We start from the raw sequence: 14,358 nt of genomic DNA on the forward strand, positions 1-14,358 counted from the left end.
TTCTGCATAAGCTCAATGCAGTTCACTGCCAGTTTGCGAGAGGTCTATCGTGCTTATCCGTCATAAGTTGATCCTGAATACCGTGCTGGTTGCCGTTGCCATGCTGGTACTGAGCGGCCTGTTTATCTACTCCAGCCAGGTGCACCGTCACCTGACCGAAGCCCAGCGCAATATCGACCAGCTGGAGATCGCCATGCTCAACTTGCGGCGGGCCGAGAAGGATTTTCTGATCCGCAAGGATATGACCTTCGTCGAGCGCTTCAATCAGGGGCTGTCTGACTTTCACCAGCACAACCGGGAGCTGGTGACCGATGACAATCTGGCTGCCGTCGAGGGGGAGCTGACCAGACTGGATCAGCAGATCAGCGGCTATGGCAAAGCGTTCAACGATCTGGTGGCCCAGCAGCAGAAGATTGGTCTGGGGCCGGAGGAGGGGCTCTATGGAAAGTTGAGGGCGGCGGTGCATGAGGTGGAGAATGGGCTCAAGCAGCTGGATCAGCAGGGGTTGCTCATCACCATGCTGCAACTGAGGCGGGCGGAGAAGGACTTCATGCTGCGTTCCGATATCCAGTATCTGGAGCGTTTTGAAACCTTGCACAAGAGTTTTCAGGATAGCCTTGCCACTTTGCCGGAGGCGGATCGCGGCAAGCTGGAGCAGGCCAGCAAGCAGTACCGGCAGGACTTTGTGGCGTTGGTGCAGGGGATGCAGGTACTGGGGCTGAAAGAGGATGAGGGGCTGCGCAACCAGATGCGGGATCTGGTGCATCAGACCGAACAGGGGTTTGCCGCCGTCGATCAGCACATTGTCGCTGAGCTGGAGCGGCAGAGCGCTCGCCTCAACAGCCTGATGCTGGTCTGTGGCGGGGTGATTGTGGTGCTGATCGGCATCATGAGCGTGCTGCTGGGGCGCAGCATCGACCGTCCCATTACTCAGGTGAATGATACCGTCAACCGCATTCGTCAGGATAATGACCTGCGCCTGAAGATAGAGCTGCGCGGGGCCGATGAAATGGCCCAGCTGGCAGGCAATCTCGACGTGATGCTGGGCGGGTTTCGCAACCTGATTGGCGATGTGAAGCAGAGCGTGCACACCCTGACCGAAGCGGCGGATCACCTCTCGGCCAACGTCAAACGCACCAGTGAAGGGGCGGCGCGCCAGCTACAGGAGACCGACATGGTGGCGACCGCGTCCACCGAGATGGGCTCCACCATCGAAGAGATCGCCCGCAACACCGAGCAGGCGGCCAACAATGCGCAGGCGACCAACAACAAGGCGATGGAGGGGCGGGCTGCGGTCGAGAATACTGTCGAGCAGATCCGCTCGCTGGCGGGTAATCTGGAGAGTTCATCCCGCGAGGTGAGCCAGCTGCAAAAAGAGAGCGAGACCATCGGCTCCGTGCTCGACGTGATCCGTGGTATTGCCGAGCAGACCAACCTGCTGGCCCTCAACGCAGCCATCGAAGCAGCTCGGGCAGGGGATCAGGGGCGCGGCTTTGCGGTGGTGGCCGATGAGGTGCGCAATCTGGCCATCCGTACCCAGAAATCGACCCAGGAGATTGCCGGCATCATCAGCTCGCTGCAGAAACAGACCGGCAGCATCGTCGAGGTAATGGCGACCTGCCGCGAGCAGGGCAACCGCAGCTCGGATCAGGCCAGTACCGCAGGGGAGTTGCTGGGGCAGATCACTCAGGATGTTACCAACATCATGGATATGAGCACCCAGATTGCGGCAGCCATCGAACAGCAGAGTCTGGTGGCCAACGAGGTGAACCGCAACGTCAACAACATCCGCGACATCGCCCAGGAGTCGAGCATCATGGCGGAGGAAAATGCGAGATCCAGCGAGGGTCTCAACGAGCAGGCCCAGCTGCTCAACAAGGCGGTGGCAAAATATCGGGTTTAGTGAGCGGACTGGCATCCTTATGAGGTTTTTGCACCAGAGTGGCAATGATTTGATCGTAATGGCTGTTATTGGAGAAATTCGCTCATATAATCGCCGCCACTATGATGATTCGGAAGGATTCGATGGCAAAGTTGCTGGTGGCCGTATTCGGGCTGCTCTGTTCCTGCCTGGTGTTGGCAGGGGCGGCGCCCCAGGATACCCCACTCAAGCCCGGTATGGAGCCGCTACTCAGCTGGTTCAACGGGGCCTTTACGAGCCGGGAGCAGGCCAGTTACGACAGCCGCTTTACCAGTGCCGAGCTGCGCCTGATGGAGATCTGGCCCGGCTATCAGGGCTATCGCTGGGTCTATGCCGAGCAGTACCTGAGTCTGCGCTCCGTCCGTCCTTTCCGCCAGCGCATCTATCGCTTCTCACCCGCCCCTGACGGGCGGATCCTGATGGCCGAACTGACCATGCCCCGTGCCACCGATTTTGCCGGTGCCTGGCATGATCCCGCCCTGCTCGACAGTCTGACCCCGCAGCAGCTCTCCTTGCGCCACGGATGCGAGATCTGGTTGACCCGTACCCCCTCCGGCGAATATGCCGGTCACACCCGGGTGGGCCACTGCTCCACCGATTTTGGTGGTGCCACGACGCTGGTGCAGCATATCTGGATTGGCCCCGACAGCGTCAGACTGCTGGATCGAGCCTATGACAACGCAGGGAGCCCGCGCTGGGGTAGCCCGGGTGAGGGGTATGTCTATTTGCGTCGTTCCAAAGGGTTTGGCCAGTAGGGGAGAGTGCGTCTGGCTGCGGGAACATGAAGGATGAAAAACAGGGATCGTAAAAAAGGCGCCCATTGGGCGCCTTTTTCAGAATTCTTCAGAAGTAAAATTACTTCTTGGTGGTCATCGCACCGAAACGCTTGTTGAACTTGTCTACGCGGCCGCCGCTAGAAACTTCTTTCTGCTTGCCGGTGTAGAACGGGTGGCACTCGGAGCACACGTCCAAGTTCAGATCTTTACCGATGGTAGAGAAAGTGTTGATGACGTTACCGCAAGAGCACTTGGCGGTGATGGCTACGTAGTCAGGATGGATACCAGCTTTCATGGACAACCTCAATTAATAGGCCGTGTCGCCATCCGATCTCTTGTCGGACACCACACGATTGTTGAACACAGTTTCAAAGGCTGCGAATAATATAGGAAATGCCTGAGATCAGGCAAGTGGCTTCGCAGAAAAAATAGGCAACCCCTGGTGAATTCTTCCCAAACGCTGGATCTGGTTCGTGTCGCTGTCCCGGTACCGTTACGCCGTCACTTCGACTATCTCTCTCCCCTGCCGTTACCTGCCCCCGGTTGCCGGGTCGAGATCCCTTTCGGTCCCCAGACCCTGGTCGGGCTGGTGGTGGATCATCCGGCCGACAGCCAGGTGCCCCGCAACAAGCTCAAGCCCATCAAACGGGTATTGGACACGGCTCCGGTGCTGGGGCCGGATATTCTGGCGCTGATGAACTGGAGCGCCAGCTACTACCAGCATCCGCTGGGGGAAGTGCTGCCCCATGCCCTGCCGGTGTTGGTGCGCAAGGGGGAGCCAGCCGCCTATCGTGAACTGGAGTTCTGGTTTGCCACCGAGGCGGGCATGGCCATCGACCTTAACGAGCTCAAGCGGGCGGCCAAGCAGCAGCAAGCGCTCGCCCTGCTGCGCAAAGGGCCGCAGACCCCCTCCGCCCTCAAACAGGAGGAGATCCAGAGCGCCGCACTCACTGCGCTGGAGAAGAAGGGGCTGCTGGAGAAGCGTTCGCTGGAGCCGAGCCACGACGGCGATTGGGCCTCCCGTTTTGAACCGGGGGAGGGGCTGCGCCTCAACGGCGAACAGGCATTGGCCGTCTCTGCCGTTACCAGCCAGAGCGACAAGTTCGGTGCCTTCCTGCTCGATGGCATTACCGGCTCCGGCAAAACCGAGGTGTATTTAAGCATCCTCGAGCCCCTGCTCAAGGCGGGCAAACAGGCGCTGGTGATGGTGCCGGAGATCGGTCTTACCCCGCAGACCATCAACCGCTTCCGGCGCCGCTTCAACGTGCCTGTGGTGGCGATGAACTCCGCCATGAACGACAGGGAGCGGCTCGACGCCTGGCTCGCCTGCCGCGACGGCGGCGCCGCCATCCTGATCGGCACCCGCTCCGCGGTGTTCACCCCGTTTCACAACCTCGGCATCATCATCATCGACGAGGAGCACGACGGCTCCTTCAAGCAGCAGGATGGTTTTCGCTACCACGCGCGGGATCTGGCGGTGATGCGGGCCCATCGTGCCGGTATCCCCATCCTGCTTGGCTCGGCCACCCCGTCCCTGGAGACATTGCACAACGCCCGCACCGGCAAGTATCACCACCTCACCCTGACTCGCCGCGCCGGCAATGCCCAGACCGCCCGTCAGGTGATCCTCGATATCAAAAACGTGCGGTTGCAGGCCGGGCTTTCCCCCCAGCTGGAGCAGCTGATGGCAGGGCATCTGGCGGCGGGCAATCAGGTGATGCTGTTTCTCAACCGCCGTGGCTATGCCCCGGCTCTGATCTGTCACCAATGTGGCTGGAGCGCCGCTTGTGAGCGTTGCGATGCCTGGTACACCTGGCATCAGGCCGGACGACGGCTGCACTGCCACCACTGTGACAGCGTGCGCCCCTTGCCCCACCACTGCCCCGAGTGTGGCAGCAACGAACTGATCGGATCGGGAGTGGGCACCGAGCAGCTGGAACAGCTGCTTACCACAGTGTTCCCGCAATATCCGGTGGTGCGCATCGATCGGGACAACACCCGTCGCAAGGGAGAGCTGGAGACCCATCTTGGCGACATCAAGGCGGGCAAGTACAAGATCCTGATCGGCACCCAGATGCTGGCCAAGGGCCACCACTTCCCGGATGTGACGCTGGTGGGTCTGCTGGATGTGGATGGCGCCCTGTTCAGCGCTGATTTTCGCGCAGCTGAGAAACTGGCCCAGCTCTACACCCAGGTGGCGGGCCGTGCCGGTCGCGCCAGCAAACCCGGGTTGGTGGTGCTGCAGAGCCATCATCCGGAGCACGCCTTGCTGCAGGATTTGACCCAGAACGGTTACGGCCACTTCGCCGATACGGCGCTGAAAGAGCGCCGCTTGCTGGGGCTGCCGCCCTTCAGCTATCAGGGGCTGTTCCGCGCCGAGGCCAACGGCCGCGACGAGGTGCAGCTGTTCCTCGCCCGCCTCGCCGATACTCTGCGCAGCGCCCGCTATCCCCACGTTCAGGTGCTGGGGCCCATTAGCGGCTTTATGGAGCGCAAGGCGGGCAAGTTTCGCATGCAGTTGCTGGTGCAGGGGCCGAATCGAGCACCGCTGGCCCAACTGCTGGATTGGGCGGTGAAGGAGCTGGAAGGCTGGCCCGAGACCAAAAAGGTGCGCTGGAGTCTGGATATCGACCCCACCGAGCTGAGTTGATGGTGCCGGAGCCGGTCGTTGGCAGAGATCGTCAGCGACCGATGGGTGATTTCATTTCAAGGCTCAGACCCGCAGATCGATCTGCTGCACCCAGCCTCCTTTACCCTGTTCGGTGAGATAGAGGCCGGATTGGCGCAGCACCCCCTGATTGCCGCTCTCCCCCAGATGGTTGAAGGGGGTGTCGAGGGGGCGTAGCAGGATGGCGCCGATCCCCAGTTCGACCAGAGCTATAGGTGCGTGCTCCGGATGCCAGAACTGCAGGGCTGAAAACTGGCTATCCCCCTCATCCAGCACCCCGTTGCCATCCTCATCCAGGGTGGCCAACTCGCCGAAGCCATTGCCGGATCGAGCACCAAACAGCTCGCCCCCATCGTCTATGGTGCCGTTGCCATTGCGATCCAGCGCCACAAAGCCGCTGCCTTCCCGCAGACCCGGCAGGCTATCCTCCTTGCCATCCTGATCGATATCGAAATTGACCCGTGCCTCGGTCAGATCGGCAATCTTGCCATCCAGACTGAGCACCAGCGGATCTTTGAGGGCATTGAGGGTGGTGCGCCGCTGGCTCACCTCCAGCTGGCGCCAGTCGAGCACAAAGCCGAGATCGAGCTGAATAGTCTGACCATCCCGAGTCGCTACGCTGGCCGATGCCACCACGTTGAGCTGCTCCTGTTGCAGCAGGGTGTCAGTCACCTCCACCAGTTGATCCGGCTCGGCGGCTTGAGCAGCGGCGTCTCCTTGGGTCCCTCCATCGCCCCCCTCTTCGGTGGGCTTGATCGGCTTGGGCAGCTCGATTTCGTGGCCCAGCATCGCCTCGATCATCAGCTTGATCAGTCGCTGGCGGTTATCCAGCCCATCGTCGGGAATACCATCCTGCTCTTTGCCGACGTCCGCTGCGGGCGGGGCGGGAGGTGTTGTCGCTTGCTGGCTGGCGGCGGATTGCCTCGCGGTTTGCAGCGTCAGGGCGCTGGTGAGGGTCAGGGTGCTGCTGCGTTCGCCGGCCACTGCCGCGTTGTTGCCTTCCGGTGGATTGACGACGGGTGGCACTGGCCCGAGGTTGCGCACCTTGCGGCTCTGGGCCTGCTGTTGCCGGTATTGCACCTCCCCCTGGAGGTCGTAGTGATCGATGCGCATACATTCGCCCTCGGCGCTATACATCTGGTCAGTTATCGACCAGAGAATAAGCAGGGCTTAACACCAAATCGGACTAATCAGGGAGGTGGTTAGTACTAGGTTGCAAGGTGGTGACGTGGCAGGATGGCAAGAGACTGGATGGTGGCGCAGTGGTTGAACATTTTCAGGTAGCGCTGCGCACGCTGGCTGACAAGCGGCATCGGTGAGGATAGGGAGAATTACATGAGAAATTGTCTGGTGATGGGTGTGGCGGGATATGGTGGATTCCTGTCTGGCGCCCCTTGCATCAATGATGTTGAGGGCTTCACTCATGCGTAACTGTCTGGTGATGGGAGCGGCAGGATATATCGGTTCCTATCTGGTACCCCACCTGCAAACGCTGGGCTACAAGGTGATTGCCGGGGCGCGCCGTCCCTGCCGATTGCCTGAGGGGGTCGAGTTTCGCCTCGCCGACAGCCTCAAGCCCATCACACTGCTGCCTGCGCTGGCGGGCATAGATACCGTCTTCTATCTGGTGCATGCCATGGGGGCGGGGGCCGATTTTCACCGATTGGAGCAGCAGGGGGTAAAGAACTTCGCTGCCGCCGCCCGTGCTGCCGGGGTGCGCCGTATCATCTATCTCGGGGCAATCCAGCCCGAGCAGTGCAACAGCCGCCATCTCAACTCCCGCCGCCACTGTGGCGAGCTGTTTCGCGAATCCGGTGTGCCGACGGTGGAGCTGCGCGCCGGCATCATCATCGGGCCCGGTTCGGCGGCGTTCGAGGTGATGCGGGATCTGGTGTTCAACCTGCCGATGATGGTGACGCCCAAATGGGTGCGCTCGCGCACGCCGCCGATTGCGCTGTCAAACCTGCTGCACTATCTGGGCGGGCTGGTAGCGGCCGACGAGGTGGATGGGCGCATCTTCAACGCGGTCGGCCCCGAGCTGCTCAGCTATCAACAGCAGTTGCAGAAGTTCGCCGCCCATATCGGCAAGCGCTGCCCCATCATTCCCATCCCGTTTCTGAGTCCGCGCCTCTCTGCCTGGTGGCTGCAGTTTGTCACCTCTGTGCCGCAGCCGGTGGCCAAGGCGCTGGTGGGCGGTCTCAAGCACGACATCCCGGCCGATGATGGCCCGCTGCGAGCCCTGCTGCCACAGACCCTGCTCAGCTTCGATGAGGCGCTGGCGGAGAGTCTGGCGCTGGAGCAGAAGCTGGGGGCCGAACAGCAGGGGCAGGAGACGCCCCTCGGCCTGCGCTGGCGCCATCCCGAATATGGCTTCTACGACCGTACCGCCAGCGGCGAGGCCATCTGTCTCGCCTCCCCCGAGGTGGTGTGGCAGGTGTTGCAGCAGCTGGGGGGTGAGCAGCGCTACTTCTACATGAACGAGCTGTGGGTGGTGCGCGAATGGATGGATCACCTGATCGGCGGCCCGGCCCGCACCCGTGGCCGCACCAATCCGGATCGTTTCGTGAAGGGGGATATGCTCGACTCCTGGCAGATCCTCGGGGTGGATGAGGGGCGCAGGCTCGATCTCTTGTTCAACATGAAGGCCCCGGGCGTCGGGCGGCTGGAGTTCAACATCCTGCCGGAGGAGTCCGGGTTGACCCGCATCCGGGTCACCGCTCACTGGCACCCGCAGGGCGCCTGGGGGCTGGCCTACTGGCTCGCCATGCTGCCGTTCCACCTCTTTATATTTCAGGGGATGACCGAGGCCATCGCCCGTCAGGCCGAGGCGAGGGCAGGTATCCCGGTGATGGATTAACCCTCTTCACATCATTCCCGCTGATAGAGTGCCCCGTTCGGGGCACTTTTTATGCGGCGGCCATGCCCGGTTATGGCAGATAGTGGTAGGCGTCTCATGGCAAAGGCTGGCATCATGCCGCGGTCTTGTTTACCGCGGATAGATAATCAGTCAGAAAAAGAAGGGATTATGAAGAAAAAACCGTCAATTTTGGGGGGCGCCTGCATCATTGCCAGCGTCTGCGTGGGAGCCGGCATGCTCGGTCTGCCGAGTTCGGGGGCGGGGGCCTGGACCCTCTGGTCGGTGCTGGCGCTGACCGTCACCATGGTGATGATGACCCTCTCCGGCTGGATGCTACTGGAATCCTTCCAGCACCACGACATGCGGGTCTCCTTCAATACCGTGACTCGCGAGCTGCTGGGGGAGAAGCTCAATCTCCTCAACAACCTCTCGGTCTACTTTGTTGGCGGCATTCTGCTCTACGCCTATATCACCTCCTCCGGTGCCATCTTGCAGGGGATACTGGGGATCGACAGCAAGCTTGCATCTGTGCTGTTCGTGGCGCTCTTCTCTGCGGTGGTGTGGCACTCGACTCGCGCCGTTGACCGCATCTCTGTGGTGCTGATCGCCTTCATGATCCTAAGTTTCGCCCTCGGCGTGGCCGGGCTGCTCGGCAGTATCAAGCTGCCGACCCTGCTCGATCTGACGGGCAGCGAGAGCCGCTACGCCCCCTATGCCATGGCGATGTTGCCGGTGGCACTCACCTCGTTCGGCTATCACCACTCGGTGGCCTCCCTGCGTGCCTACTACCAGAACGAGCAGCAGGCCAGATGGGCCATTCTGGGGGGAACCCTGATCGCGCTGGCGCTCTACGTGCTCTGGCTGTTGGGGATCTTCGGCAACCTGCCCCGTCAGGATTTTGCTCCGGTGATTGCCAAGGGGGGTGACGTGAGTGTGCTGCTCTCCGCGCTTTCAGGGGTGATCGAATCGGAGAAGGTGGCCAGCGCCATCAACGGCTTCTCCATGGCGGCCATTCTCTCCTCCTTTATCGGGGTGGGGCTCGGGGTGTTCGACTATCTGGCTGATCTGTTCAAGTTCGACAACAGCCGCGCCGGTCGCTGCAAGACCTGGGCGGTCACCTTCCTGCCGCCGCTGCTGCTCTCCCTGCTCTTCCCGTTTGGCTTCCTGCTGGCCATCGGTTATGCCGGTGCCGCCGCCACCATCTGGACCTGCATCATTCCGGCACTGCTGGTGCTGCGCACCCGGGCGCGGGCCGAGCGGGGCGAAGTGACACCCCACTTCGTTACCCCTGGTGGCAAGCTGATGGCCTGGTTGCTGATCCTGTTCGGATTGGCGACCGCGCTGTTCCACTTCCTGTCGATGGCAAATCTGTTGCCGGTCTATCTGGGCAACTGAGTCAGGTCTACAGCACTGACAGAAAGGGCGGCAAGGCCAACTTGCCGCCCTTTTTGCTCCATTTGTACCCCACATAGCAGGATCTATAACTAAAGTGGTAGTTATTGGTGGGGTAAGTTGCTGAAATAACTGGTCTGATCTGGCTGATGGCAGCATGATCTGCTGGGCATGCCCACAGCTTTCTTTTATGATCCCCGCCCTTCTGCGTGCCCCCTGCCGGCACCTCATTTGCACCAACCACATCGGGGTCCCCCATGTCCGATCTGCGTCAAGAAGCACTCGATTACCACGCCCAGCCCGTACCGGGCAAAATTGCCATCGCCCTGACCAAGCCTGCCGAAACCGCCCGTGATCTGGCGCTGGCCTACAGCCCGGGTGTTGCCGAGCCGGTGCGCGAGATCGCTGCCAACCCGGCCGATGCCTATCGCTATACCGGCAAGGGCAATCTGGTGGCCGTCATCTCCAACGGCACCGCCATTCTGGGTCTGGGCAATCTGGGGCCGCTGGCCTCCAAGCCGGTGATGGAGGGCAAGGCCCTGCTGTTCAAGCGCTTCGCCGGCATCGACGCCATCGACATCGAGGTGAAGCACGAGACCAGCCAGCAGTTTATCGACACGGTGGCGGCCATCGCCGATACCTTCGGTGGCATCAATCTGGAAGATATCAAGGCGCCGGAGTGTTTCGAGATTGAAGAGGCGCTGATCGCGCGCTGCGACATACCGGTGTTCCACGATGATCAGCATGGTACCGCCATCGTCACCGCCGCCGGTCTGCTCAACGCATTGGAAGTGCAGGGCAAGCAGATCAGTGACAGCCGCATCGTCTGCATGGGGGCGGGGGCTGCCGCCACCGCCTGCATGGATCTGCTGATCAAGTGCGGGGCCAGAGCGCACAACATATTCATGCTGGATCGTCAGGGTGTTATCCACACCGGCCGCAGCGATCTCAACAAGTACAAGCAGCGTTTCGCCAACGAGACCCCGCTGCGCACCCTGATGGATGTCATCGAAGGAGCGGATGTGTTTGTCGGTGTTTCAGGCCCCGACGTTTTGCCCGCCGAGGCGGTCGCCCTGATGGCGCCCAACCCGGTGATCTTTGCCTGCTCCAACCCGGACCCGGAGATCAAGCCTGCGCTGGCCCACGGGGTGCGCCGCGACCTCATCATGGGTACCGGCCGCTCCGACTACCCGAACCAGATCAACAACGTGCTCTGTTTCCCCTTCATCTTCCGCGGTGCCCTCGATGCCCGCGCCAGCCGCATCAACGATGCCATGAAGATTGCCGCGGTCGAGGCGATCCGCGCGCTGGCCAAGGAGCCGGTGCCGGCCGAGGTGCTGACCGCCGCCGGGGTGAGCGAGCTCGCCTTCGGCAAGGATTACGTCATTCCCAAGCCGATGGATGCCCGTCTGCTGCCGCGCGTAGCCCGCGCCGTGGCGCTGGCGGCGGTGGCCTCTGGCGTCGCCCGCATCGAGCTGCCTGCGGACTACATGCTGTAATCCGGCGTTGCAAACGGCCCCATAGCGGGGCCGTTTTTATCTCTGCTTCTGGCGACAGTCGGAGGCGTAACCCGGGTGACAGGTTGGGGGAGATGGGGGCAAATCGGGTTCAAAGGTGGTCAAACAGCGCTCTCCTCTGACACAATATTGCCACTATGACGCTAACGAGAATCAAGATGCAGCAGCCTGTCAGCGGCCGTTTGGCCCACGCCCTCTCCTTCTTGCGCCATGATGGTCGCCACTTTGCCCAGTTTGTCTGGGGCCGTTTCCAGCAGGACAGATTGACGGTCACCGCCGGTTATCTGGCCTATGTCACCCTGCTTTCACTGGTGCCGATGATCGCCGTGGTCTTTGGCATGATGTCCGCCTTTCCGGTGTTCCAGAGCCTCAAGCAGGCGATGGAGCAGTTCGTCTACCACAACTTCGTGCCGACCGCGGGCGATATGCTCAAGGAGTACATCGACGGCTTCGTCGCCAATGCCACCAACACCACTGCTGTGGGGATTGGGGCGCTGGTGGTGGTGGCGTTGATGCTGATCTCCGCCATCGACAAGAACCTCAACTACATCTGGCGCTCGACCCAGGGCCGCCCGCTGGCGCAGGCCTTTGCCATGTACTGGATGATCCTGACCCTGGGGCCTGTGCTTATCGGGGCCAGTATCGCCATCTCCTCCTATATCTTCTCGCTGCGGCTATTTGGCGCCGAGAGCCTGTTCGGCATCGGTTATCTGCTGTTGCGCGGTTTGCCGTTCCTCTTCTCGGTGCTCACCTTCCTGCTGGTCTATACCGTGGTGCCGAACTGCAAGGTGCGGCTGATCCACGCCTTTATCGGTGCGCTGGTAGCGGCGACCCTGTTCGAGCTGGCCAAGCGCGGCTTTGCCATCTATATCACCAACTTCCCCTCCTATCAGGCCATCTACGGTGCGCTGGCCACCATCCCGATTCTGTTTGTCTGGGTCTATTTAAGTTGGCTGGTGGTGCTGCTCGGTGCGGAGACCACAGCCTGCCTCGGTGAGTACGAGAAGCCGGCGAGCGAGGAGCTTGGCTAAGCCATCGCCTTGGCCACCGGTTTATTGGTAGCATCGACGACCGCCCCTGCAATCGAGCCGGGGCGGTCGTTCTGTTTTGAGAGGAGAGGGATGTGATTGCACTGATTCAGCGGGTCAGCGAGGCCAGCGTGACTGTTGAGGGGGAGGTGACCGGCGCCATCGGTCAGGGATTGCTGGTACTGCTCGGAGTAGAGCAGGGGGATGACGAGGCCAAGGCCGACAAACTGCTGCACAAGGTGAGCGGCTATCGGGTCTTCAGTGACGAGAATGGCAAGATGAACCTCAATGTCGGTCAGGTCGGCGGCAGCCTGCTGGTGGTCTCCCAGTTTACCCTGGCGGCCGATACCAAGAGCGGGATGCGCCCCAGCTTCTCCTGCGGTGCCCACCCGAGCGAGGCCGAACACCTCTATGACTACTTCGTGGCGAAGGCTGCTGCCAGCGGCATCCCGACCGCAACCGGGCGTTTTGCCGCCGACATGAAGGTGGCGCTGGTCAACGACGGCCCGGTTACCTTCTGGCTACAGGTCTGAGGATGTCTCGTCCCGCGGTGTGACGTGGACGATCACGTTGATAAGCCCCGCAACCGGATAGGGGGTAGCGGGGCCAATCCACTGTTCTATCAGTGTCAGGGCGTGGGTTAGCTCCAGTTCTGTTCGCGGCAGCAGGTTGATCACCAGGGTGCCGCAGAGGCGGGGAGCCAGCGCCCGGTAGAGCCGCTCCTGAAACAGCAGCAGCGGGTTGCCATCCTGACTGAAGAGATCGAGCAGGATGAGGTCGTACTGCTGCTCGCTCTGCTCGAGAAAGGCGAGGGCATCGGCCTGATGGAGTGTCGGAACGGCTTGCCCATCGTGCGCCTGATGCTGGAAAAACTGCTGATAAACGGTCAGCACCTCTTCGTCGAGGTCAACGCACTCGTGGCGAGCATCGGGCCAGCGCTGACTCAGATGGCGGGTGAGATCGCCGCCACCCAGCCCCAGTTCGAGGATTTGCTCAGCCCGCTCCGGTAGCAGGCAGGCGATGACCCGCTGATGGGGCAGACAGAGGGTCGCGGGGTCGGCGAGCGACATGGCGGATTGCACCACGCCATCTATCTCCAGCCAGCGGTGCTGGTCATTTTCCTGTACCGTGAGGCGGCGCTGGGGTTTGACGCTGAGGTGCAACAAGTGATCGGCTTGGTACGCTTGCAGATTGAAGTCCATGAATTTGCACGGCAAGATGGTTTCCGACCAGTGTAACTCAAGGATGAAACTATGTACCGGGTAGTCACCCCTCAGACAGTCGCCGAGCTGGATGCCTACTACCAGTTGCGCTGGGAACTTCTGCGTAAACCCTTCAATCTGCCGGTCGGTTCCGAGCGGGACGAATACGATACGGTCGCCATTCACCGGCTGATGCTGGCTCCCGATGGTACTCCCATCGCTGTGGGCCGCCTCTTTATCGGCGGTGACGAGGCGCAGATCCGCTTTATGGCGCTGCGTCCCGAATATCGCGGCCAGGGGCTGGGCGCCAAAATGGTGGAGGATCTCGAGGAGCTGGCTCGCAGCGAGAAGGTGAAACGGCTGGTGATGAACGCCCGTCAGGAGGCAGTGGAGTTCTATCGCAAGTGCGGCTTTCTCGAAGTGGGGGGCGGCCCCGTCTCCTTTGGCCGGATTCCCCATCGCCAGATGATCAAATCCCTGAGCCCGTTGCAGACCATCCAGTATCGGCCGGAGTGGTGTCAGGATCTCACCACCCGCTGGTCGCGCGGGGTGCCCATCAGCGAGAAGATGGGGATGCACATCAGCCACTACGATGGCCAGACTTTCCACCTCAAGGCCAATCTGGCGGCCAACTTCAACGTGCATGGCAGCATGTTTGCCGGCAGTGTCTACAGCCAGTGCGTGCTGGCGGGCTGGGGGCTGATCTGGCTGCAGCTTAAAGAGGAGGGGCTGGTGGGCGAGCCGGTGCTGGCCGAGAGCTCCATCAAATATCATGGCCCGGTCGATGAGGAGCCCGAGGCGCGGGTGGCCCGCGAGGGGATGCCCGCCGTGCTGCAGCCGCTCAAACGGGGGGAGCCTGCCACCTTCAGCCTCAAGATCCAGCTGTTCAGCGGCAGCAAGCTGGCGGCTGAGTTCTGCGGCCACTACGTGGTGCAGCCGCCCCGCCGTCCGGGCCAGTAACCGCGTCGTTTCCCCATCAAACAACAAGGCCTCATCA

The 14,358-nt window shown here is 61.5% G+C and carries 12 protein-coding genes; 9 read left to right on the forward strand and 3 right to left on the reverse strand.

Going from position 1 to position 14,358, the window contains the following annotated elements; translation table 11 throughout:
• Nucleotides 1-49: 49 nt before the first annotated feature.
• A complete protein-coding gene (locus G5182_RS15785) occupies nt 50-1,903 on the forward strand; it encodes a methyl-accepting chemotaxis protein (RefSeq protein WP_139730590.1) in 1,854 nt (617 codons plus the stop codon).
• Between the two features lie 122 nt (nt 1,904-2,025).
• The gene (locus G5182_RS15790) at nt 2,026-2,676 is read left to right on the forward strand and encodes a chromophore lyase CpcT/CpeT (protein WP_268012668.1); all 651 of its coding nucleotides are present in this window, start codon (nt 2,026-2,028) and stop codon (nt 2,674-2,676) included.
• Nucleotides 2,677-2,776: 100 nt separating this feature from the next.
• On the opposite strand, the gene rpmE is transcribed toward G5182_RS15790, so the two are convergent.
• On the reverse strand, nt 2,777-2,992 hold the full coding sequence (gene rpmE / locus G5182_RS15795; protein ID WP_005340673.1) for a 50S ribosomal protein L31: 216 nt from the start codon (nt 2,990-2,992) through the stop codon (nt 2,777-2,779).
• A gap of 147 nt (nt 2,993-3,139) precedes the next feature.
• Here rpmE and priA point away from each other — a divergent pair, with 147 nt between their 5' ends.
• The gene (priA, locus tag G5182_RS15800; protein ID WP_421254523.1) at nt 3,140-5,347 is read left to right on the forward strand and encodes a primosomal protein N'; all 2,208 of its coding nucleotides are present in this window, start codon (nt 3,140-3,142) and stop codon (nt 5,345-5,347) included.
• Nucleotides 5,348-5,410: 63 nt separating this feature from the next.
• Here priA and G5182_RS15805 read toward each other — a convergent pair whose 3' ends face one another.
• On the reverse strand, nt 5,411-6,502 hold the full coding sequence (locus G5182_RS15805; RefSeq protein WP_421254524.1) for a hypothetical protein: 1,092 nt from the start codon (nt 6,500-6,502) through the stop codon (nt 5,411-5,413).
• A 286-nt stretch (nt 6,503-6,788) separates the two neighbouring features.
• Here G5182_RS15805 and G5182_RS15810 point away from each other — a divergent pair, with 286 nt between their 5' ends.
• From G5182_RS15810 to dtd, 5 genes are all read left to right on the forward strand, one after another.
• Complete coding sequence (locus G5182_RS15810) at nt 6,789-8,222, forward strand: DUF2867 domain-containing protein (protein WP_421254525.1); 1,434 nt, start codon at nt 6,789-6,791, stop codon at nt 8,220-8,222.
• Between the two features lie 168 nt (nt 8,223-8,390).
• Nucleotides 8,391-9,617, forward strand: coding sequence for an aromatic amino acid transporter (locus G5182_RS15815; RefSeq protein WP_421254526.1), 1,227 nt, complete (start codon nt 8,391-8,393; stop codon nt 9,615-9,617).
• Nucleotides 9,618-9,871: 254 nt separating this feature from the next.
• Nucleotides 9,872-11,113: a malic enzyme-like NAD(P)-binding protein gene (locus G5182_RS15820; RefSeq protein ID WP_219265128.1), complete on the forward strand. Its 1,242-nt coding sequence runs from the start codon at nt 9,872-9,874 to the stop codon at nt 11,111-11,113.
• Nucleotides 11,114-11,289: 176 nt separating this feature from the next.
• Entirely contained in the window at nt 11,290-12,162 is an 873-nt protein-coding gene (locus tag G5182_RS15825; protein ID WP_005340664.1) for a virulence factor BrkB family protein, read from the forward strand.
• 92 nt (nt 12,163-12,254) lie between these two features.
• Nucleotides 12,255-12,692 carry a D-aminoacyl-tRNA deacylase gene (gene dtd / locus G5182_RS15830; protein ID WP_227341589.1) on the forward strand — a complete coding sequence of 146 codons (438 nt, stop codon included), beginning with the start codon at nt 12,255-12,257 and terminating at the stop codon, nt 12,690-12,692.
• Here the strand turns inward: dtd and G5182_RS15835 are convergent.
• Nucleotides 12,681-13,361, reverse strand: a complete 681-nt coding sequence (locus tag G5182_RS15835) for a spermidine synthase (RefSeq protein ID WP_162628440.1) — start codon at nt 13,359-13,361, stop codon at nt 12,681-12,683. The genes dtd and G5182_RS15835 overlap by 12 nt on opposite strands.
• A 51-nt stretch (nt 13,362-13,412) precedes the next feature.
• On the opposite strand from G5182_RS15835, the gene G5182_RS15840 reads away from it, so the two are divergent.
• Nucleotides 13,413-14,321, forward strand: coding sequence for a bifunctional GNAT family N-acetyltransferase/hotdog fold thioesterase (locus G5182_RS15840; RefSeq protein ID WP_139437785.1), 909 nt, complete (start codon nt 13,413-13,415; stop codon nt 14,319-14,321).
• The last annotated feature ends 37 nt before the right edge of the window (nt 14,322-14,358 follow it).

The sequence above is a fragment of the Aeromonas sp. 600948 genome (assembly GCF_049174875.1).
Taxonomy (GTDB): Bacteria; Pseudomonadota; Gammaproteobacteria; order Enterobacterales; family Aeromonadaceae; genus Aeromonas; species Aeromonas veronii_A.